This is a genomic window from uncultured Gilvimarinus sp. (assembly GCF_963975215.1).
In the GTDB taxonomy this organism is placed as follows: Bacteria; Pseudomonadota; Gammaproteobacteria; order Pseudomonadales; family Cellvibrionaceae; genus Gilvimarinus.
On the sequence record NZ_CAXBFW010000007.1, the window covers coordinates 36,716 to 59,717 of the forward strand.

Consider the following 23,002-nt stretch of genomic DNA (forward strand, 5'->3'; position numbering starts at 1 on the left):
CAAAACTGGGCGAAAAAGCGGAGTTTATGAGTAATAAACGAGCATTTTGAGCTTGATTTCAACGCCGCAGCGGCCACGCAGATAGTTTTTCAATAGCCTGTTAGTATTATCGGCTGCTAAGCAACCTAATTGCTGACCTGGAGACTACTTGCAAAACTTCACCCGCGCTACCGACTTTCCCGGGCTCGACCGCCCTCTCGCCATTGTGGATATCGAAACCACCGGCGGCAGTGTAACGCGCGATCGTATTACCGAAATTGGCATTATTGAGGTGGATGAGCAGGGGGTGCGCGAGTGGAGCACCTTGATTAACCCGCAAATACACATCCCACGCAGTATACAGGGGCTAACCGGTATTACCGATGAGATGGTGGCCGATGCGCCGCGTTTTGAGCAAGTCGCTAAAGAGATCGTCACGCGGTTGCAGGGTAAAACCTTTGTTGCCCACAATGTGCGGTTTGACTACGGCTTTTTGCGCAATGCCTTTGCCGAGCTTGGCTACCCGCTGTCACTCGAGCTGCTGTGTACTGTAAAGCTATCTCGTGCGCTCTACCCCGAGCATAAGCGCCACAGCCTGGAGATTATCATTCAGCGGTTTGGCATTGCGGTTGATGCCCGTCATCGCGCGTTGGCCGATGCCCGCGCCACCTTCCAATTTTTATCAGCGGCCGCCGCCGCAAAGCCTGCCGATACTTTTATGGCGGCCGTCCAGGTGCAAACCCGCCGCCCTAGCCTGCCGCCTGGGCTCGAGCCGGACATTATTGAGCAACTACCTACCGGCCCAGGCGTTTACTATTTTTATGGCGACAACGAGAATTTGTTGTACGTGGGTAAAAGCGTCAATATTAAAACGCGGGTGTTATCGCACTTTAGTGGCGATCGGGCCAGCGCTAAAGCCATGGCCATGTGCCAGCAAATTCGGGATATTAAAGCTCATAGCACCACCGGTGAGCTCAGCGCTTTGCTGCACGAGGCGCAAGAGATAAAAAAGCATCAGCCGCTGTACAACCGGCGCTTGCGCAGGCTCAGCACGCTATACACTATTCAGCTGCAAGAAGATGAGACAGGCTTGCTTCGCCCCGATATTATTGACGCGCGGGAGGCGACTCGCAGCTCCCGTATGTATGGCCTGTTTGCGGCGCAAAAAAAGGCTCGCGAGGCTTTGATACAGCTCGGCAAAGAATATGGCCTGTGTGACCATGTTGTCGTCACACCCAAGCCGGTAAAAAGCGCATGCATGAGCCGCCAACTGCAGCGCTGCAAAGGCTTGTGTACGGGCGAGTGGTCAGTATTGCAGCACAATACCGCGCTGATGGATGCGCTGGGCAAAGAAGCATTAAAAGCCTGGCCCTACTCTGGCCCTGTGGCTTTAGTCGAGCAGCAAAACCCACACGATAATGAGCCTGCCTACACCGTCTTTGTGCTTGATAACTGGTGCGTGCTGGCCTCGGTAAGTGGCTCGGGAGAGCCGGACTGGGAATACCTACGCGAAGTTCAAACGGGCGCTGCGCTCCTGGATCGTGATATTTACCGCTATTTGGTTAAGGTGGTGTTAAAGCCCGGCAAAGGGTTAACATTAGTCCCTTTAGCGTAATCAACAGGAAGAGGCTCTATGGCCGTTATACAAACCCTTTGCTCGCAGTGCCTAACAGCCAACCGTGTCGATGAAACTCGCCTAAGCGACGGCCCCAAATGTGGCAAGTGCCGCGAGGCCATCTACAGCGCTCAACCAATATCGGCAAATGATAGCCAGTTTACGCGTTGGCTCGAGCGCGAGCAGCTGCCTTTGGTGGTCGATTTTTGGGCCGAATGGTGTGGCCCCTGTCAGAGTTTTGCCCCGGGTTTTGCGCGTGCCGCCAGTGGCTTAGAGCCCATTGCCCGTTTTATTAAAGTAAATACCGAGCAAGCCCCGCAAACAGCGGCGCAATTTGGTATTCGCAGCATCCCCACGTTAATGGTCTTTCGCGGTGGTGAGGTGTTAGCCCAGCAAGCCGGTGCCTTGCCCTACCCGCAGTTTTTACAATGGCTTAACGGGGTATTAAATCCGTAACTACCGCTCGCTTACAAAAGAGTTACACATGTTCCGCGCAGATTGCCTGCCGAGGCCTTTCGTATACCGTTATTGATTGCACAGCCGAGCCGCAATCACCGGCGTGACGACAGCATGCCCCACCCTGCTAAATGCAAAGCACTGCTAAAGATTTGTAAACCCCTTCACCCCGCAGGCGTAGGTGTGGCACCGGACTCTTTTTGGTCACAGACCCCGCACCTGCCTCTAAGCCCCGTATATTGTGGCCTGCCGTTTCAACCGGCGATGTTCTACCAGCCGTTACTTTAGGCGATTTAGGTACGTTAAGCCTGTCACACTCCAGCATATAGTCTAATTGACACATAGGTTTGACGGGTCTAGTATCCGCTTAGCACCCAACTTGTATACTAGTAGGTTAGGCGCCAAAAAAGACCACAATAATAGCGGTGATAACAATAATCCATCGCCCAATAGAGGATCTGGATCATGCCAAATACGCCACACTTCAAACGTTCTAAACTGGGGTTGCTCAGTTTATTAATCGCCAGCTCAACCACCGTTATGGCACAAGATGCCGACTCTAGCGCAAGTCCTGTCGCCGATGGCGCCGCTATTGAGGAAGTGGTTATTACGGGTTATCGCGGCAGCTTGTTAAACTCCACCATGGCAAAACGGGATTCGGTTGGTTTCTCGGACGAGGTGTTCTCGGACGACATTGGCAAAATGCCAAGTCAAAACCTCGCAGAATCCTTAAGCCGTATTCCCGGTGTAAACATCAACCGCGAGGTGACCGGTGAAGGCCAGCAAATTTCGGTGCGTGGCCTGGGCCCCTCTTTTACCAAAGTGGTATTAAACGGCAACTCCATGTCGGTCGCCTCTATGGGGGATATGAATCAAAACGGCAGCGATGGCCGACAGGTAAGTTTGGACATCTTCCCACCCGAGCTGTTTAAAAGCTTAACCGTTAATAAAACCGCAACGGCCAAACAAATTGAAGGCGGTGTGTCGGGCTACGTGAATATGAAAACGTTGCGCCCGTCAGACTTAGGCGAAGGCCACACATTAAACGTGGGTGTGGACGGCATTTATAAAGAGGCGACCAGCTCAACCAGCCCCAAAGGCTCGCTCACCTACAGTTTCTCTAATGAGACTTTCGGGGTGTTGGCCAGCGTGGTGGCGCAATCTAATGACCATGGTGTGGATGGTTACGAAGTTATCGGCAATGTGCTGCAAGGTGCCTGCTTAGGCGAGCCTGGTACGAATGCCTGCGCCGACGGCAGCGGCGACGGATTACGTTACTCCAATATTGCCTCAGCAGACTACGCCGCTGCCCACCCGGGCGTTAATGCCGGTGACGTCATCGATATTAGTGGCCAGCAGTCAACCTTTGACGCGATGCAACTGCCTTACATCGGGCGCATGGTATCAACCAATGGCAAAAAAGACAGCGTCTCGGCGTTGGTGTCTCTTGAGTACACTCCCAACGACGATATTACGGCGGCATTGGATTTTTTGAGTGCCGACACGGCAAACGAATACACGCGGGATGAAATATCGCACTTTTATCGCCGCAACTATGTGTATCAGCCGATCCCCTCTGATATTCAACTGGACAGTAAAAACCAGGTGGTTTCAGGTACTTTTTATGGCACCTCGCCCTGGATTGGCTCGCAGGATTACGACGAAGAAACCACCTTTACCAGCATCATGCCCAGTGTGGACTGGCAAATATCCGATAGCTTTTCGGTGGCGGCCTCGGCCAGCTTTACCGACTCGGAGTTTTCTCGTTACAACCCCTACGGTTTAATGTTTGGCGCCTCGACTACGCTGGAGTACGCCAATGACGGCATTGTGCCCTCCGTTCGTTACGGTAACACCAGCGATTACGCCAATTACACCACCCATGACGGAGAAGATCGGATTCGCGCCAGCCACACCGAGCGTGAAACCAGCACCACAGGTTTTCATGTTGATTTTGAATACGGTGACGACCCGGATCGCAACGGTTTTAAATTTGGTATTCATCACGATGAAATAGAATCCACCCGACAAACCTTCCTGCCTGTGTTTGCTATGGAGTACGACGGTAATGCCGACGGCTCTGTCACTATGGCCGAGTACCTGGAAGGCTCAGGCGCCACAGCTGAGCTGACCAATAATATTGAGGGTTATATCCGGACGGTTAACTTTGGCTCTAACATCGATGGCTGGAACGGCGTACAGAGTTTTGGTGCCACCGACTGGTCGGCCATGAAAGATTTAATTGGCTTTGACCAGTGGCAAGAAGAGCAGCAAAACCTGACCGACATCACCGAAGAGGTCACCGCGCTGTATTTAGAGTTTAATACCGAAACGGAAGTGGCTGGCCGTATTTTGCGTACCAACAGCGGCGTGCGTGCGTTAAAAACTGACCAATTCGTCGAAGACCAAACCGGTGCCACTAACGAAAGTTACGATCGTATACTGCCCTCTTTTAGCGCTGTGTATGATCTAACCGACGACATTAAGCTGCGCACCAGTGCGTCACGCAGCCTGACCCGTGCCAACCCCAGTGATATGTTCCCAGGCGCCCAGTGGGATGGCTCTGGCATCGATGTGGTACGTGTGGGTAACCCGGGACTCGCGCCGTTTGAATCCACTAACTTTGATATTGGTGGTGAGTGGTATTTTAGTGAACTGGGCTATGTTGGTTTAACTTATTACACCAAAGACATCAGCGGGTTTACTTATCAGGACACCATTTTAGAGAACCTGGACAACCTTGGTCAGTACGGGGTTGATCTCAGTGAGCTGACACCCACTCAGTTAGAGGCGGAGGCAATTTGTAGCCCTAACTGCACCGTGCAAGTCATTACCCGGGTAAACACTCGCGAGGCCAGCACCCTAAAAGGTTTTGAATTAATCTGGGTTCAGCCGCTGGACTTTTTGGTCGAAGGGTTAGGCTTTAATACCAGTGCCAACAAAATTGAGGACGACTCGCCCGAGGGTGCCGAAATTACCGGTGTGGCGGACTCGTACAACGTAACCGGCTACTACGAGAACGATGCATTTCAGGCGCGGGTAACCCTGTATCACCAGGAAGGCGCTGTAGCGTTTAACTCGTGGGGGCAAGATGTGGAAACGCGCGATCGCTCGCAGGTGGATGTATCGGCCAGTTACCGTTTGCCGGTTATGCAAGATAACGATGTAACCTTAACCTTTGACGCCTACAACCTGAACAACGAGCCGCTCTCTACGCGCTTTGCCGGCGACGGCGTGTTGGGGGATTCTCAGTCTTACAATGTTTACTATCCGGGCACGACTTACACCATGGGTGTGCGTGCGTCCTTCTAAGCAACCTGGTGCCGCGATGGCGGCACCTTTTTAAATTTTAGGCTCTCCTAAGCGTAAGATGTATGCCTTGCCCCGCTCAACGCGGGGCTTTTTTTAACTATTGGAAGTACTCTGGATGCTCTTGCGGCAAGGTATCAAGTACTTTGTAAATGCCGCGCATATGAATGCTCATGGCGCTAATGGCCTCGTCCTTTGAGCCGGCTTTAATCGCCCGGATAATCGCCCGGTGTTGCGTCAGTATCCGCTTGTATTGGCCGCGCATATGCAAACTTAAATTCCGCACGCGATCCATATGTGCTTTTTCTTCTTCGATTTTCTCGGCCACTCTTGCATGGCCGGTATGGTTGGCCAGTACCTGATGAAACTTATCGTCTAAACTTTGAAACAGCAGTGCGTCATCGGCTTCGGCCGCGAGCTTTTGCTCGGCAATAATCGCCTCGGCGGCGGCGATAACCTCGGGTTGTGTATGCTCGGCCAGGTAGCTAACCACAGACACTTCTAAAGCCTCACGAATAAACCGCGCCTCAAGAATATTCTTCATACTAAATTTAGACACATAAGTGCCGCGCTGAGGCAGCACCTCGACAAACCCTAAGTTGGCAAGTTTTATCAGGGCCTCACGCACAGGGGTTCGGCTAACACCGAATTTAGCGGCCAGCGCTGTCTCGGAGATCATCTGCCCAGGCAGCAGCTCCATGCTGACAATCGCATCGCGAACAAAGCCATAAATCTGTCCGCTGGCCGGCCGATCATAGCTAATACTCTTGCCGTACTCAGCCGCTTTGTCGAGATAGTTAACAGGTGCGTTACTCAAAAATGGGCATCCTTATTTACTTTTTATGGTCGAGGGCTCAGGTTATTCTAATCTATATTAATTATCACCACTATCCTGCTCACAGAACGACAGGAACACCCCGCCCGCGAATTAAGCATTAGGTCATCAATCGTAAATTTAGCGTAAAAAAATAACGGCACTTTTCGTTAATTTTTAGCGCGCTTGCTATTGTGACTGACACCTGTTGCTGACCCAAATGGCGAGCAGTTGCCGCAACAGGCTCTTACCGCTACCCTCATATGGCCGTATAGACTATTGTGCTTGAGTTTACCCGTTTTATAGCAATAGCGAGCAAAATAAAAAGGAATAATAATGTTTTTACCACAGCTAACCCCACGGCGGGCGAGAGCCCTTTTTGCATTGTGTTGTACGCTTGTAGGCTGCGGCTCAAGCGCGGCCAGCGCGGAAAATAACGGCGCCGACTGCCCCGTACCTAAATTGGCTGACGCCACTGAGCTACCTGACATCGCCACCCTGCCAGATCCGTTTATGGCGCTATCCGGCGACCGCATTAGCAGCAAGCGACAATGGCGCTGCCAGCGCCAGCAGCTTTACTGGCAGGTGCAGCATTACGAGTCGGGCATAAAGCCCCCTAAGCCCGAGCTGGTGAGCGGCCGCGTGAAAAACAACAGCGTTGCCGTCACGGTGCGGCATAACCACACCGAGGTTAGCTTTAACGCCGCGCTTACCTTGCCCAGCCGTGGCGAGCCGCCCTACCCGGCGATTATTGGCATCGGTGCCTCAAGCCTCAATAACGAGTATTTGGCCCGTGCCGGTGTGGCCGTTATTAATTTTAATAACAATCAAGTAGGTGCCCAAAGCGGCAGTGACTCGCGGGGTACGGGCTTGTTTTACGATGTGTACGGCAGCGATCACTCCGCCAGCTCTATGACGGCCTGGGCCTGGGGGGTAAGCCGTTTGATCGATGTGCTAGAGGACTCTGGTGAAGGGCTAATTGATGCCAGCCGGGTTGGTGTAACGGGCTGCTCACGCAATGGTAAGGGAGCCCTTTTGGCAGGCGCCCTGGACCAGCGTATTGCGTTAACCATTGCCCAAGAGTCGGGTGCCGGCGGCGCCGTTAGCTGGCGGGTAGCGCAAGCGCTAGCCGATAAAGGTAACAATATTCAAACCTTAGGCCATGCCGCCGGCGAGCAGCCCTGGTTTCGTGAATCCTTTGGCGCCACCTTTGCCGATAGGCATGTTACGCGGTTGCCGTTTGACCATCATCAACTTATGGGCATGGTGGCGCCGCGCGGCTTGCTGGTGCTGGATAATGACATTGACTGGCTTGGCCCTCGGGCGGCCTATGTCGCAACGGCGGCGGCTAAAGAGATTTACCGCGCACTGGGCGTCCCCGAGAACATTGCCTACTCAGAAAACGGCGCGCATGCGCACTGCCAATTACCGGCCCACCAGCAGGAGGTATTGGCGGTCTACGTAGAGCGCTTTTTATTGGACGAGCCGGGCAATACCGAGGTAATGCGCTCGAGCAAAGCCAAACCTGAAGACGTGACTCCCTGGATTAACTGGAGCACGCCGGCGCTAACGGACTAACGCCGGTTTTGGGTATCGGTTAACGGCCTGCTAAGCAACGTGCGTTGCTTAGCCCTCGCAGCCCGGCATAGCGTCTATCCACTCGCGCAACAGGGCCTCGCCTTCGACATCCACCATGTTGCTGCCTACGGGCGGCATTTGTTCGGCGTGATCGCGCAGTGCCATGCGCAACACCAGTACCGATAAATCACTGTTTGCCGGCACCAGCCGCAAGGCACCATCAAGCCCCATGGTGCCGTTTTGCGGCGGCACATTACACAGCCGGGTGTTGGCAAAATCGGTCTGCCAGCGCAAGTCGATATCCACATTGGTGCCGCCGCTGGGTTGATGGCATTGGGCGCAGTTGGTGTGCAAATAAGCGCGGGCCCGCTCTGATACGGGAGCACTTTGATCGGCCGGATCGGCAAGCGTTACGTCAGTGGTTGTGCCACTTAACGCGCCGATGGTTTTTAACGTGGTTATTTGGTGCCCCTCTCGGCCACTCGAGGGGTAGCGCAACACGCTGTTTAGCTGCGCGGTTTCAAGCCCCAGTGCGCGCCCTGCCGCCTCGGTGTGACATTGCATGCAGTCGCTGCCGCTGGGGTAAATCCACGGTTGGCCTTGGCGCGGCATTACGGCGCCGCCCTCGACCAGCTCGGCGTCAGTGCCAGAGTCGTTCCAGGCGTAGGTATACCCGGCCCACACGTTATCGCTATGGTGTTTTAGCAAGCGGGTCTCAATCAGCTCGTCGTTTAAATAAAAGTTTTTCATCAAAACGCTACCGGCGGGTACGGCCCAATCCTGATTGGCCGCCACCGTTAAACGCTTGCCTTCGGGCAGTGCCAGCCAGCGTTGTTTGTGGGCGCCATCGGACCAAAAAGGTGCCGCAACAGCGTAAGGGATAAGCCCGTTTGCTGGTTGTTGCGGGTTGCTTGGCTGCACACAGCCGGTATCCGACAGCAATGGCTCGGGGGCATTGCTGAGCTCGCCGGGCTCACTGCTTTGCACCAACTGATAGATGCCGCCGCCAAAGCTTAAGATGTACAGCTCGCCATTGGCGTCCTCGGCAAACGAGGCAATGTTGTGGCCTGTATCCGCGATTAACACTTCGGGTTCCCAGCCACCAGAGTCATTCTCTTTTAAGGCGTGCAGCGGCCGGGTAACAAAATCGCCATAGACATATTTACCCCGCAACGAGGCTACGGCTGTGCCGCGATAACGAAAGCCGCCGGTAATGGATTGAAAGCCCGGTTGCGCCTGCTCGGCTACGGGGTCGATCAACCCCGCTGTTTGACAGCCGCTGGAGGGGTTATAGCAATGCTCTCCTTCGCGAATACGCCAACCGTAGTTGCCGCCGCGCTGGATAATATTCACCTCCTCCCAGTTGCCCTGCCCTACATCGGCCAGCCACAAGGCATCGGTTGCGCGATCAAACGACCAGCGCCACGGGTTGCGCAGCCCCCAGGCGTATAGCTCCGGGCAACTGCCGCCGGCTGCTTGCTTTTGCATCATTTGAGTGTCGGAATCACACAAAAAGTCCGCTTGCGCGGCAAAGGGGTTGTCGCTGGGTATGCCATAGGGGGTGCCCGTGTCTACGTCGATACGTATCATACTGCCCCATAAATTGGCGGTATTCTGAGCGCGGTTGTCCGGGTCTCCCGACGAGCCGCCATCGCCGATGCTTAAGTAAAGGTAGCCATCGCGGCCAAAACCAACGCGCCCGCCAAAATGGTTTTTGGAGCGGTAAGGTGCGCTGTAGCGAATGAGCTCCTGCTCTGATCCCAGATCCAGCTGGCCAGTACCATCGGTGGTAAAGCGTGACAGCACCGAATCGCAACAGCCGCCAGCACCGGCTTCATCGGTTTGGTAAAACACATACACCTCGCCGTTACTGGCAAACTGCGGGTGAAACGCAAACGACAGCAAGCCCGCCTCATTGGCACTGTCATTAACTTGTGCGCGCATATCGGCAAACAGCACCCGTTCGCTTACGTCTTGCTCGTTGGCAAAGCGAAATATTCGACCGCCCTGCTCGGCCAAATACCAAACACGGCTGTCGCCCGGCGCCATGCGCATATCCACCGGCTCGTTAAAGCTTAAATTGCCGTAAACCCGCTGCAGCGCCACGCCATATTCAGCGCTGGGCGACTCCCCTGCCAGGCAGCTAGTGTTGTTTGGGCGGCTATCTAAGCCTGATACCTTAGGTACGCTAGACTGGCTGCTGGATGAGCTCGCTGAGCTGGAAGAAATGGTAGAGCTTGTCGAGTTCTGCGAGCTAATAGATGATGAGGTGCTGACAGAGGAGGAGCTAGGCAGAGAGGAGCTGGTGCTTACACTTGTGTGGCTCGAAGAGTTTGGGGAGCCCACAGAACTTGCGCTGCTCTGAGGTGAGGAGAAGCTACTTGAGCTCTCAACGGAGCTGGAGCTCGACGATATCCGGCCGGGTGAACTGTCCGACGAGCTGGCTTCGTTATTGCTGCCAGAACCACCGCAGCCCGCCAACGCTAGGCATGCTGCGAACACTAAAGTCCTCATGCTTTTACCTCCATTTGTTAGGAGCCTACGCCTTAATTTACTTGATTAGTGTGATCTATTTACAAAAGCCAGAGATAGACGTTCATTGTAGTCAGTCACTGTAGATTGGCGAGTGACCGATGCCCCCTCACTGCAGGGCAGCCCAAAAGTAAAGCATCCTAGGCCTTAGTAAGCGTGTCTTTGGTATTCTTTGTTTTAGCTAACCGCTCTGCTAAGCTGCTGTGATCTTCAGGTGCAAGGAGCCCCGTATGTCTTTTGCAGACTTTACCCCCGCCGGTGATTACAGCGAGTATCGCCAGCACGAACTGCGTAAACGTCGACTGATCATGGTCGACGGAAACTTAACCGCCAACGACAGCTCGCACGTTGCCGGCGAATCCGCCCGTGCTTTTCAAAAGGGCTACTGGGGGTTTGCCTCGGCCACTCAGCCAACAGGTGCAAACAAGCTGAGTAATATTGCTTTAGCCAACGCTCAGGCGATGCAGGTTTTTGGCGATCAAAGTCGCCCACTGCCGGAGCTGGCTTACCAGGGCGAGCATGGCATTATCTGCCAGCCAAACTGGTCGTCTGAGCAGCTTATCGAGTGGTTACAGTCCGTGTCTGATTTGGCGCAAAACCGTTACGAGAAGGTGGCCTCGGTTACCGCCGTAGCACTTGATGAATATCACAATAAATATGTGCAAAACAGCCTGGGTTCTCGCGCTTACAACAACATCTCGCGAGCGATGATGTACTTGCTGATCCGGGTTAAAGATAACGACGATAAGCCCGTCGAGCTGGCTCATATCATCGGGGGTAAAGGCAGTTTTGGTGATCTGGATTTATCCATGAGCTCTGTGGAGTCGCAACTTGATGAGCTCTATCTGCATTTAATGGCTAAGCGCGAAGCCGTGCATGCACAAGGTGGCTCGCAACAGGTGGTGTTGGCCCCCAATCTGGCCGGAATGCTCGCTCACGAGGCAATGGGTCACCCGTGCGAAGCCGATCTGGTGATGGGCGGCGCGGTCACTGGTGATATGCGCGGACAGCGTATTGCCAGCGACTTAATTACCATGGTCGACTTTGCTCATAGTTACGAGGGTGTTGAGTTGGATGTGCCCGTCTATGCGGATGATGAAGGCACTCCCGCGCAAGACGTTACCCTGATTAAAGACGGCATACTCACCGACTTTATGCACAATCGTGAAACTGCCTCGCGCTTTGGTAACCCTGTAACCGGCAATGCACGTGCCTATGCCCCCGACGATGAACCGCTTATACGGATGCGCAATACAGCTATTATGCCCGGCAGCAGTAAGCTCGGCGATATGATTGCCGACGTCGAAGATGGTTATTACCTAATGAAAACCAGTAACGGTCAGGCGGATACGACTACCGAATTTATGTTTGGTATTAGCCTGGGATACGAGATCAAAAACGGCAAGCTTGGGCGCGCAATAAAAGATACAACGCTATCTGGCTCTGCCATAAAAATGTTGCAGTCGGTGGATGCCGTCTCGGGCGATATGCATTGGGATAGCGCCGGTTACTGCGGTAAAAAACAACCTATGGTTGTTTCGATGGGCGGCCCTGCTATTCGGGCAAAAGCGCAACTGGGAGGTGAATAATGCAAAAACTTGCCCATACAATACTTAAAACGGTCACCCGTGCCGGATTTGATGACGCCCTCGTAAAAATTACCGAGGCAAATGTTAATGAACTAAACATTGCTCACAACCATGTGAGTTTGATGCGCACCACCCAAAGCCAGTCGCTGTCGGTGATGGCGATTCAAGATCACAAACGTGTCTCAGCATCCGTTTCCAGTTTGGATGCAACGATCATTGATCAGATGATCGTGAATTTAAAACGTGATGTTGCCACCTCACCTCAGGATGACGCCTACGCGGTAGCGCCTGAGCAACAAGGCACTTTTACCAAAGGGCCACAGGAGGTCGACCGCGATGCTATTGCCGCCAGTGCGAAATCGTTACTAAACACCCGCAGCCAACATTACCCAACGTTTCAGATTGAAGAGTGCGCCATTAAACACACGCTCGCAAAAACGACGCTAGTGACCACCCAAAACACCGAGATTACCTCGTCGGTGGGCGGTTATGAGGTATCCCTGATGGGGGCGAGTAAAGACGAGCAGGGCAGTAGCTCATTTAACTACACCGGTGGTGAGCTAGATACCCTACCCCTAGAGCTAACAGAAGCGTTCGACATGAGCCAGATGATGGCCAACAGTGTGCAGGAAACCCGCACTCAAATGGTGGGCGAGAAGTTCACGGGCGAGGTTGTGTTAATGCCGATGGCGGTGATGGATTTACTGGGGTGGTTAACGCAACAGTTAGGCGACGGCGCCCTGATCAGCAAAACCTCGGTGTATCAAAACGCGGTAGGCCGTGCAATTGCTTCGCCCTCACTCACCGTTTACAACAATCCGCAGGGGCCAGGGCAAGCGCCCTATAACTTTGATGGCTTTAAGGTCGAGTCAGTCACACTAATCGACAAAGGTAAGCTCACCTGCCAGTTGCCCACCTACATCGGCAGCCGAAAAATGGGGATTGATTACACCCCGGCGGGCAACAGTTGGTGTATCGCCCCCGGCACAACGAGTCGGGCCGATATGCAGGCCGGGGTTAAGCGCGGTGCGCTGGTGGGGCGTTTATCAATGGGCAACCCTGCCCCCAATGGTGATTTCTCGGGGGTTATAAAAAATAGTTTTCTTTTAGAGAGCGGTAAACGTACTACTGCCCTTACGGAAACGATGATTACCGGTAACGTTGCTCAGATGCTGCTCGATATTGAAGCTATTAGTGCCGAGGTGTCGGACTTTGGTGGCAGTCAATTGCCCTGGCTAAAAATCAGCGGATTACGTTTTTCGTAATGCTCATACGCAGTGTTGCCATTTGGCAGCACTGCGGTTCAGGCACACACGAGCACTATTCACACTTTAAGCCCTGCGCTTTGCGTGCCCCATATCAGTAATAGATAGAATCACCGAGGTGTCCAACGCAGATTAGACACACCCACAGGTACTCGCCACTGTTCACCATCACTGGTTTGCCACAAAAAATCTCCGTTCGCGCCAAGCAAAAACGTCTGGCCTTTTAATTGCGCAATACTGGGTGGGCCGTTGTCACTCATGGTTGATCTGTTGGCGATAGACCAGCGGATGCCGTCCTCTGAACGATAGTAAGGCCTATTGAACCGCGCGCTTATACCGTGCCCTAAAAACATATAGAATGCGCCATTAATATTTGTGACGGTAGCATCCCACAATTGCCCCACACCCGTATGTTCGGTCTCACGGTTCCACTCAATGCCGTCGGTAGTACCCCAAACGTCCTGAAGATAGTAATCGCTTCCGGAGTATACATACCCTCCCGCTAAAAACAGCTTGTCGTCGTTGGCGTATAGCGCAAAACCCTCACGTGAGCCAAAGGGGGCAATAGCGACCTCCTTCGTCCAATTCTCACCGTCTTCACTGGACCAAACCTCGGCGGGGAGGTTATCGTTCCAGATGTTAGAGGTAATGGCCCACAATTTACCATTAAAAACGATTACATCACCTCGGTGGCCTGCGGGCGAGTCGTTACTAATTAAATCCCAATCGGTGCCGTTGCTTGAGCGCCATACCTCTGAGCTAAAGCGGCCCGCTCCACCTTCAAACGCCCTTTCACCACCGAAAAGGTATAGTTGGTCTTTAAATACCACGACAGTATGGTCATGAATTTTGCCGTAGTCGGCGTCGCCGGACTCAACCGCCCAGTCTGCGCCATCGCTGGAAGACCAAATATATTCATTGTGCCGGACGTAGTAAGTTCTTACGTCAACACCGCCAAACAACCAGAGCTTATTTTTAAATGCAACCAATTGGTGTCCGCGCTTAGACGCTAACGGTGTAGTCTTTGCCTCCACTCTTACCGCGTTGGAGCGATAATCTTCATTTTGAAATTGCAGGTAGCCGAGAGTGCCAATTTTAAGAAAGTTGTCGCGATACGGCCTTTGGGGCGCCTCATAAAAACGTTTAAGAGTTCCGTTAGAACAAAGTTGGTATTGATCAGCGTTACACCGGTAATAGCTAGAGCGGATCATTTCTATTGCATCGCTTGGCGAGCTCCATTGAATCGCCGTATTACTATAACTAATGCCGATGCTCAGCTCACTTAGCAGCTCAGTGACCTCAACCTCGTAGCGGGCAAGCGCATCACGGTAGTTTTCGTCACCCGCTTTGTACGCTGTGATCTCGGCTGTGCCCGCCGCGATTGTGCTGATAGCGCCCTCAGAATTTACTGTGGCTACCGACGAATCACTGGAGCTAAAGGTAACGGCCCCGAGGCCAGAGCCACCAGTCAGTGGGTTGCTCGGCGCTGGTGCATTGACGATGGCTTCGACCAGGCTTTGCTCAAAGCTCATCACCTGTTGTGAATATTTATCGACTTGCACAAGGTAGCTAGCGGTTGCTTCGGTAAACTCCGCGTCGGATTGTTTACGCGCCGTTATCTCACTGCTGCCCTCGCCTACAATCGTAACGACACCGTTGTGCTCCTCTACAGTGGCCACGGTTGGATCGCTCGAGGTGTAATGTAGCTCGCCCTCGCCGCTGCCACCCGTTAAAGGGTTGCTAAAAGGCTCTGCGTCGATAAATACGTGTTTCTCGGACTCTAAAAAAAGCAGCGGCACCTGTGGCGCTAAAAGCACCGTGACAGCCACCTGAGTTGCGGCCGCCAAATAGCGGTTGTCCGCCGCTTTTTTTACGTCAATGGCGGCGACTCCGGCGCTTATCGGCGTTACATTACCGCTCGCGTCGACTGTCACCACCGAGGTGTCGCTTGAGCTGAAGCTTAGCTCACCACTACCCGAGCCCCCTGCCACATCGAGGGCTACAACGCTTTGGTGCAACGATAATTCTAGCGAGCCCTGTGGCACCGAGAGGGCCGCTTGAGCCTCTAGTGCTGGCTCGTCTTCTTCACCGCCGCCACCACCACCGCCACAAGCGGTCATTAAAGCGGTCATTAAAGCGGTCACGATAAACAGAGTGAATAAGCGTATTGTGCAATTGAGAGACACGGTCAAGAGGAGCATCCTTTTACAGCTATTGTTGTAGTCGCCTTGCTTGGCGTAAAGAGCGTGGATTTTAGCGACTTGTCGGGGTATTCACAATTGAGTGTCGCGATTTTGTCCGCCGTGAGCTGAGAGGTTAATTTTTGGAGCTTGGTTGGGTGTGTATCGAGTGAGCTTGGATGACAAATGCTTAAATGAGGCGATATAAAGCTTTGCGAGGCACCGAAGCCTTCCAGGTGCCAGCCTTACGCGCAAAAGACAAAAATTTACAGAACCTAAAACCATAATTGCCCGGCCAAAACGCGCCCTGCCTTTTAAAAATGCGGCCTTGCGGTGTTTTTACCTAAAAATAGCGTCCTGTCGCAAACTTATTGATTTTGCGCTATTGTTACCCCATCTAATGGTCATAATGAATATAAGTCTACGTTTGTAGCAAACCAAGCCACACCATAACAATAGGAGATACCCATGCACGTGCCTTTTAACTGGCGGCCACTGGCCGCAGCAGTAGCAGGGGCAACCATGCTTGCCGCTTGCGCCCATAACCCCACCAATACTGCGCAAAACTCGCTAACGCTAAACGATAAAGAGTACTTTGATTCAGCCGCTGTAGATGTATTTGCGTTTTCCAGTAAGCCCGGTGGCCTGTTTTTTGATTCCAAAACCGCGGGCATAGAGATTGTTCAGCACGGCGAGCGAACCGCCACCAACGGCGATGTGCGGCTGTTACACACGCCCGAGCAGTGGGATGGTATGGGCCAGTTTGTCTCGCGTGAAGTCGACAAACAAAGCGGTACCATTACCACCCAACTCGCCTACCCTGAGCTGGATTTTAGCTACAGCGTTACCGCCACCGCCCGCGATAACGGCGTTGTAATTAGCGTATACCTGGGTAGCCCGCTGCCCCAGGAGCTGGAGGGCAAAGCCGGCTTTAATATGGAGTTTGTGCCCGCCGAATACTGGGACAAAGCCTACCTGGCCGATGGCAAGCCGGGGCAGTTCCCGCGCTCGGCCTCTACCACCGACGGTATGATCATGAACGATCAGGGCCTGACCGAGCCCACCGCCTTTGCACAGGGTAAAACACTGGTGCTGGCACCGGCCGACCCGGAGCGCCGCGTTACTATCCGTAAAACCTTAGGCAGCGAAACCCTGGGCGATGGCGAGTTAATGCTGTTTGATGGCCGCACCAAGGCGCAAAACGGCTGGTACGTGGTTCGCGATATGATCCCGGCCGGCCGCAGCGGTAAGGTGGTTGAGTGGACCGTGGACATCAGCGCGATCCCCGATTGGGTGCGCGAGCCTGTGGTGGGATATTCGCAAGTGGGTTACCACCCGGCGCAACCAAAACGCGCCGTAATAGAGCTAGACCCGAACGACACGCCCGAGGCAACCGTAGAGCTACTTAAAGTGCAAGCCGATGGCAGCACCAGCGTAGCCCACAGCAGCAAGCCAGAAGCCTGGGGGGACTACCTGCGCTATGAATATGTCACCTTCGATTTTTCAAACGTGACGGAGCCCGGCCTGTACCAATTGCGCTACGGTAACCAAACCACCGACAGCTTCCCCATCGACTCCGACGTGCTGGCCAAAGTATGGCAGCCTACGCTGGACTTTTTCTTCCCGGTACAAATGGATCACATGCAGGTGCGTGAAGCCTACCGGGTTTGGCATGGCCGCTCACATATGGACGATGCGCTACAGGCACCGCCTAACTACGAGCACTTTGACCTCTACGCCCACGACGGCAACCTGGATACCGACTTTAAGCCCTTTGAGCATATCGACGGTTTAAACTACGGCGGCTGGTACGACGCCGGCGATTACGACATTCGCACCCAATCGCAATACCACACGGTACAGGGGTTGGTGCATGCGGTAGAAGAGTTTGGCATCGAGCGAGACAACACCACCGTTAGCCAAGAGAAAAAGTTTACCCAAATCAATCGCCCCGATGGCAAGCAGGATATGCTGCAGCAAATTGAGCACGGCACTTTGGCGCTTATCGCCCAACACCGCGCCATTGGTCACGCCATTCCCGGCATCGTCGCAGGCCGCCTATATCAATACCCGCACCTGGGTGACGGCTCGACCAAAACCGATAACATGATCTACGACGCCTCGATGGACCCTCATACCGATGAGCGTGCCGTAGGCCCCATGTACGACCCCACCACCGTAGACCCGACGGCCGGTGAAGATCTAATGCCTGAAAATGGCACCCACAGTGGCCGCTTTGACGATCGTTGGGCCTTTACCAGCAACAGTACTGCTCTAAACTACGGTTCGGCCGCGGCGCTTGCCGCTGCCAGCCGCGTGCTGGGCCCCGTGAATGCGGAGCTGGCCGATGAGAGTTTGGCAACGGCCAAAAAGGTGTGGGAGTACGAGGCAAACCGCGAGCCCAACACCTACCGTTTTGGCAACACCACCGGCGGCAAACTTGAGGAAGAAAAACTCAAAGCTGCCGTCGAATTGTTAATTGCCACCAGCGACAAACGCTACGCCGCGGCAGTTAGTGATTTACTCGACGAGGTGAAAGATAACTTTCGCGGTGAAAACGTCGCCATGCTGGTGTCAGCCATGCCTTATATGGACGACGCCTACGCGGCAACGCTTGAGCAGCTAACGCGTGATTATCGCTCGGGGATTGGCGCTATCGAGGCGGAAAACCCCTACGGCGTACCTATTACGCGCGGCGGTTGGGCCGGTAACGGTTCGGTAATGGGCTTTGGTATCACTAACTACTGGTTGCACAAAGCCTTCCCGGACATCGTCGAGAAAGAACTGGTGTATCGCAGCTTAAACTACATATTTGGCACCCACCCCGACTCTAACTACTCGTTTGCCTCGGGCATCGGCTCGCACTCGCAAACCGCCGCTTACGGCAGTAACCGTGCCGACTTCTCGTATATTCCGGGCGGTGTAGTACCCGGCGTATTGGTGCTGGCACCCGACCTGCCCGAAAACAAAAGCAACTGGCCGTTCTTTTGGGGGCAAAACGAATACGTAATCCCCATGGGTAGCCGTTACTTGTTTTTAACCCATGCAGCGCAAGCATTGCTAGAGGAGTAAAGGTAGCAGCAATCAACAGTAAACGGCCCTAACACTCGTTGAGTGAGAGCGCTTGCCGGCACCCTAACAGGTGTCGGCTTTTTTATGTCAGCACTCTTTGTGGGGGAAAACGAACCTGGCGCTACTTACGACTTTTTAATTCGGCGCCGGTATGGCTATACTAACTTGATGCTCTCTAGGTAGGATTGATCCATGCGGCGCGCTATCACGGATGTGTTTTTTGTACTCTTGGTTTTAGCTGTGGCCGCGACGCCGCAAGCACAAGAGTTGGCCCCACGTGCCTATTGGCCCGCCCCAACGGGCACCAATGTGGCCGTTATGAGTTACCAGCACTCGCAAGGCGACGTACTCGTCGATGCCTCTGCCCCCATAGAAGGCGCCGAGGCCACCTTAGATTTTCTCTCACTGACTTATCAGCGAACCTTCGGTCTGTTTGATCGCACCGCCAGCCTGCAAATAAATTACCCTTTTGTCCAAGGCGACGCCGAGGCGATGATTAACGGCGAGTTTAGAGAGCGCTCCATCAGCGCGGGCGCCGATGCCCGGGCCCGCCTTGCGATTAACCTGATGGGCGCCCCCAGTATGGATGGCAAAGCGTTTCGTGAATTGGTGGCAAACCCAGAGCCCATTGTGGGTGCCAGCGTGTTGGTGAGTGCCCCCACTGGCGAATACGACGGTGACAAATTGTTTAACGCCGGTAGCAACCGCTGGGCCGTAAAACCGGCGGTGGGCTTTATTGTCCCAATCAGCCACGGTTGGTTATTTGAGGGCGAAATTGGCACTTGGTTTTATGAAGATAACGATGATTATCAGAGCAAAGTCCGTAGCCAAAAGCCTGTGCTTTCGTCCGAGTTTCATCTGGTGCATGTGGTTAAAAACGGTACCTGGTTCTCGCTAGACGTTAACTGGTATCAAGGGGGCGCCGCCACCGTGGGTGACGGCGCCGAGCAGACCGAACTGAAAAACTCCCGCGCCGGTCTCACCCTACTACACCCCTTAAACCGTCACCACGCCATTCGGTTTGCGGCCAGCACCGCCATAGAGTCAAAAATCGCCGGCGATTTTGACAGCGTTAGCCTGAGTTATATGTATATTTGGTGAAGGCTTAGATTGTTTGAATGATCAGTGCTGTTGTAATACGGCGGTAGCGTTAGTTAAGTCGTATTATATCGTTGCTACCGGATATCTTGGGACGCTCAGTGGCATATGTGCTCGGGTAAGGCCCGAGCACACGCTCCCGTCGGCTGAACTGGTAGTCTTTTGCGTCAACGTAATAGACCCAGACAGTCCAATCAAATTTACCCCACAAATTGGACTGCGCCCATACCTCAGCGCTGTTGCGTAGGATGATCTGGTCCGATACTTTTTTCCACTCCCCGGCGCGTTCAATATTGGCGCGAATCTCCCAGCCAACGATCAGCCGGCTCTGGTCTGGATCAACATTAAAATTGTGATTAACCACGGTAACAGTGCCGCCATGGGAATAGGCGAGCTTTCTGCTCTCGATCTGGACGGAGTGGCTTCCGTTGTACTCACTGTAACCATACAGCCAGGCCTTCGGTCCACAGTTAAGACATGTAGTGATGTGACCCTTTTTCGGCTCATGTGATACTTGAGCGGCGACCGCGAAGTAAAAGTCTTGCCTGTCCAGAACAGCACGCAATGAAATGTAGAGATCGTGAGCTTCTCCGGTTAGGTCACTGCGTACGGAACGATCGGTTGCCAGTAGGTTGCTATTAGCGCTGAGCTTGTCCCGGAAGGATGTAATTGTGCTTTCGTATTGTTGCTGGTAGTTAGACGGTAAAGAGTTGAAACTGCTGTCAATACGGAAGTGCATCTGGTAGAGCTGGCGCAGTGCCACAAATGCCGTCGGGGAGATAGCCACAATAGTGGGTATAGATGCGCAAAGCCGGCTGTAATGGTACAGCTTGGCACGTACCGGTACGCCCTCCTCCTGCTCAATAAAGAGCTGCAACAACTTAAGAATCTCTTCCGGATCTTGCGGCGTTGCGGGTAAGTTTCCCTTAAAACCCACCGCGTCCACAGTAATCGTAATGTTGACGTCGTTACTTTTGGCCGCTCGCTTAAATGCAGTGCTACCTTTGGCGTCGAAGACCTCCGCATCGGCACCCACAGTAGCTTTAAATTTGTCTAGCCTCTCTGCTGAGTGAGTCTCGCACCGATAAACAACCGTAAAGCGCGACCCGCGACGAGAACCGGCCACAAAATAGTCGCCGTAACGCTCTCGAAAATTCTTAGGATTACCCACTTGCGCCTTGGCATCCGCGTTAAGTTCGTACTGGTCAGACTCATCGTATCCAGTATAAGTCGACTCGTAGTGCGCAATCAGCGTCACCGAAGTGTCCGAGAACTTAACTTCATTAAGATAACTGGCCGAGGCGCTAAGATTTACGCCGTCCATGTTGTACCTGCCATTAGCGGAAACGTCGATTTCCTGATCCAGGTCCGACTCCGACTCAATCCACTGGAACCTAGATCGTGCCTCCTTCGTCTCCGACTTGGTCGGATTGCTTTTCTCAATCGCAACGCCTGCCATCAGCTCGCCCGTTACCGCGTTTATTCCGGTGCCGATACTGAACCCATCAGACCACGGGAGATTCGATACGATGCCGTCAAAGTGGGTACTTGGGCTTTGATTATGCTGCTTTGTCATAGATTGTTCCCTCCACTGGAAACACAAACTATCAGTTTTTCGTTCTTCGGTGATTGGCGAAAACCCAGGGGTACACTGCTCTGCTTTGATAGTGATCATGTACGCTTGACCCTGGACGTAAAATGCTTCCACAAACTCAGAAAAATCTAGAATCAAGCCCTCCCAATAGGTGTGGAATGGGCGACCCGATTCAATCGCAGGCCCTTAGCTAGAATAACTAATCACCATTGGGTGCCTCAGGTATTTTTCTGACCTTGCTATAATGACCTTGTCATACTAGTGGCGAACGATTCAGTTGAAAATTAGATTAAACTCGGTGCGCTAAAAAGAGTAATCGACAATTTTTTATTTTGATATTACAGCCAATTACACGGCTTTAAGCTCGGGCCTTGCGGGTACGATTGCTGAAAACAAAGTAAAGTTCTCGCGTGACTAGCAAGTCGTTGCGACTTAATACGGAATTGATTGACACCTAAACCTGCCGTAATTTTCGTGTTCGTGGTATGGCGTATGGGTTAAGTGACGTGAACTCCGTTCTTTGCTATCGCGCCATAAACCTTATTGGAAGCGACCAGTAATTAAGGTCATACACAGTGACTACCAGACTTTCCCCATGCCTCCTGCCAGATGGCCACCCGATGTAAAGTTCCTGCCAGGAAACATAGCCTCAATCTTGTTCACCGTGGTGTATGAACTTTGGCTCAAAGCTTGGAATTTACTGTGACCAATCATAAATGCTCGATTTTCCGTTTCGTTTTCTCACATGCTCTTCAGACTGTCGCAGCTAGGTAAAGCCTTGTCTGGTGACTTATGTAAGAGACGAAAATTGATGACTCTAACTCCGTTACGTTTAACCATCAAAAGCTCTGCCCCTAGGGGACTATGCTTTACGGTACCTAAGTACTGAAACTACTTAGTTTACCCGCTTAGCGAACAATCCATAAAGTGAGTACACAGGTGACATAGGCATCCCACTGCTCTACAGGCCATTCGGTTTTCGGCTAGCGCCGCCGTAGAATCATGGGTTAATAGGTAAGATTGAAACTGTCATCCGCATCAGGTAGATTCGCAGGTGGATTATTTACCTAAATGAGGAAAATACTATGCGTATTCTGGCAAGCATCGCCCTGACACTAGCGGCACCACTCGCACTGGCCGGCCCGCAATGCACCGACACAGACCCGTCCGAGTGGCAGGATCAAGAGGCCTTTCAGCAAAATCTGAAAGATCAAGGTTACAAAATCAACGTTTTTAAGGTTACCGACGGCAACTGCTACGAAATCTACGGTTGGAACAAGGCGGGCCAAAAGGTCGAGATCTACTTCCACCCGGTAACCGGTGAGGCCGTTAAAACCGAGATCGACGATTAATGAGCGCCACCGTCAAATTATGGGACCCGCTGGTCCGGCTGTTTCACTGGTCGTTCGCGGGTATCTTTGTGGCCAACTACTGGCTTAACGAAGAGGGAGACGACTGGCACCAGTGGTTGGGCTACACCGCTGCCGCTCTGGTAGCGGTACGTTTTGTGTGGGGCTTTATCGGCCCCCGCGCCGCGCGCTGGTCCGACTTCTTCCCTACCCCTTCACGGCTTAAAGCTCACTTATGTACGTTAATTAATGAGCGCGACTACCATCGCCTTGGTCACTCCCCGCTCGGCGCGTTGGTGATGATTTTAATGCTACTAGGGTTTGTGGGCCTTGCGGTAACGGGCTTCATGATGGCCGAGATCGACCGCTACTGGGGCGTACAATGGGTCGAAAACATTCACGGCTATATTGCCAATAGCCTTTTGGCCCTGGTAATTCTTCATATCCTGGCGGCAGTTTATGAGAGCATTCAGCTGAAAGAGAACCTTCCGTTGTCGATGGTGACGGGTAAACGAAAAACGCCAAAAGAGTAAACCCATATTCTGGTGAGCTGGCTAGTCTTTCCGGTCAAT

At 53.1% G+C, this 23,002-nt stretch carries 15 protein-coding genes; 11 read left to right on the forward strand and 4 right to left on the reverse strand.

All coding sequences use genetic code 11. The features are described from left to right. Positions 1–148 precede the first annotated feature (148 nt). The 3 genes from AAC019_RS06915 (at position 149) to AAC019_RS06925 (ending at position 5,362) form a co-directional block, all read left to right on the forward strand. Complete coding sequence (locus AAC019_RS06915; protein ID WP_339897914.1) at positions 149–1,594, forward strand: exonuclease domain-containing protein; 1,446 nt, start codon at positions 149–151, stop codon at positions 1,592–1,594. A gap of 18 nt (positions 1,595–1,612) precedes the next feature. Continuing rightward, the gene (gene trxC / locus AAC019_RS06920) at positions 1,613–2,050 is read left to right on the forward strand and encodes a thioredoxin TrxC (RefSeq protein WP_339897915.1); all 438 of its coding nucleotides are present in this window, start codon (positions 1,613–1,615) and stop codon (positions 2,048–2,050) included. Between the two features lie 465 nt (positions 2,051–2,515). Beyond that, complete coding sequence (locus AAC019_RS06925) at positions 2,516–5,362, forward strand: TonB-dependent receptor (RefSeq protein WP_339897916.1); 2,847 nt, start codon at positions 2,516–2,518, stop codon at positions 5,360–5,362. A 97-nt stretch (positions 5,363–5,459) separates the two neighbouring features. Here the strand turns inward: AAC019_RS06925 and AAC019_RS06930 are convergent, their stop codons facing one another. After that, complete coding sequence (locus AAC019_RS06930) at positions 5,460–6,176, reverse strand: GntR family transcriptional regulator (RefSeq protein WP_339897917.1); 717 nt, start codon at positions 6,174–6,176, stop codon at positions 5,460–5,462. Between the two features lie 459 nt (positions 6,177–6,635). Here AAC019_RS06930 and AAC019_RS06935 point away from each other — a divergent pair, with 459 nt between their 5' ends. Continuing rightward, positions 6,636–7,751, forward strand: coding sequence for a dockerin-like protein (locus AAC019_RS06935; protein WP_339897918.1), 1,116 nt, complete (start codon positions 6,636–6,638; stop codon positions 7,749–7,751). Positions 7,752–7,799: 48 nt separating this feature from the next. Here the strand turns inward: AAC019_RS06935 and AAC019_RS06940 are convergent, their stop codons facing one another. Beyond that, a complete protein-coding gene (locus AAC019_RS06940) occupies positions 7,800–9,857 on the reverse strand; it encodes a PQQ-dependent sugar dehydrogenase (protein ID WP_339897919.1) in 2,058 nt (685 codons plus the stop codon). Between the two features lie 121 nt (positions 9,858–9,978). Between AAC019_RS06940 and AAC019_RS06945 the strand changes: the two genes are divergently transcribed. From AAC019_RS06945 to AAC019_RS06955, 3 genes are all read left to right on the forward strand, one after another. Next, entirely contained in the window at positions 9,979–10,116 is a 138-nt protein-coding gene (locus tag AAC019_RS06945) for a hypothetical protein (protein ID WP_339897920.1), read from the forward strand. A gap of 397 nt (positions 10,117–10,513) precedes the next feature. Continuing rightward, entirely contained in the window at positions 10,514–11,872 is a 1,359-nt protein-coding gene (locus tag AAC019_RS06950) for a TldD/PmbA family protein (protein WP_339897921.1), read from the forward strand. Continuing rightward, positions 11,872–13,137: a metallopeptidase TldD-related protein gene (locus tag AAC019_RS06955; protein ID WP_339897922.1), complete on the forward strand. Its 1,266-nt coding sequence runs from the start codon at positions 11,872–11,874 to the stop codon at positions 13,135–13,137. Before AAC019_RS06950 ends, AAC019_RS06955 begins: the two co-directional genes overlap by 1 nt. A 110-nt stretch (positions 13,138–13,247) precedes the next feature. Here the strand turns inward: AAC019_RS06955 and AAC019_RS06960 are convergent, their stop codons facing one another. Next, the gene (locus AAC019_RS06960; RefSeq protein ID WP_339897923.1) at positions 13,248–15,269 is read right to left on the reverse strand and encodes a hypothetical protein; all 2,022 of its coding nucleotides are present in this window, start codon (positions 15,267–15,269) and stop codon (positions 13,248–13,250) included. Positions 15,270–15,785: 516 nt separating this feature from the next. On the opposite strand from AAC019_RS06960, the gene AAC019_RS06965 reads away from it, so the two are divergent. Then, a complete protein-coding gene (locus AAC019_RS06965) occupies positions 15,786–18,389 on the forward strand; it encodes a glycoside hydrolase family 9 protein (RefSeq protein ID WP_339897924.1) in 2,604 nt (867 codons plus the stop codon). 192 nt (positions 18,390–18,581) lie between these two features. Continuing rightward, complete coding sequence (locus AAC019_RS06970; RefSeq protein ID WP_339897925.1) at positions 18,582–19,490, forward strand: transporter; 909 nt, start codon at positions 18,582–18,584, stop codon at positions 19,488–19,490. A 49-nt stretch (positions 19,491–19,539) separates the two neighbouring features. Here AAC019_RS06970 and AAC019_RS06975 read toward each other — a convergent pair whose 3' ends face one another. Further along, on the reverse strand, positions 19,540–21,063 hold the full coding sequence (locus tag AAC019_RS06975) for a hypothetical protein (protein ID WP_339897926.1): 1,524 nt from the start codon (positions 21,061–21,063) through the stop codon (positions 19,540–19,542). Between the two features lie 1,103 nt (positions 21,064–22,166). On the opposite strand from AAC019_RS06975, the gene AAC019_RS06980 reads away from it, so the two are divergent. Together AAC019_RS06980 and AAC019_RS06985 are read left to right on the forward strand one after the other, a co-directional pair. After that, positions 22,167–22,433, forward strand: a complete 267-nt coding sequence (locus tag AAC019_RS06980; RefSeq protein WP_041523230.1) for a PepSY domain-containing protein — start codon at positions 22,167–22,169, stop codon at positions 22,431–22,433. After that, positions 22,433–22,963, forward strand: a complete 531-nt coding sequence (locus AAC019_RS06985; RefSeq protein WP_339897927.1) for a cytochrome b/b6 domain-containing protein — start codon at positions 22,433–22,435, stop codon at positions 22,961–22,963. Before AAC019_RS06980 ends, AAC019_RS06985 begins: the two co-directional genes overlap by 1 nt. Positions 22,964–23,002 lie beyond the last annotated feature (39 nt).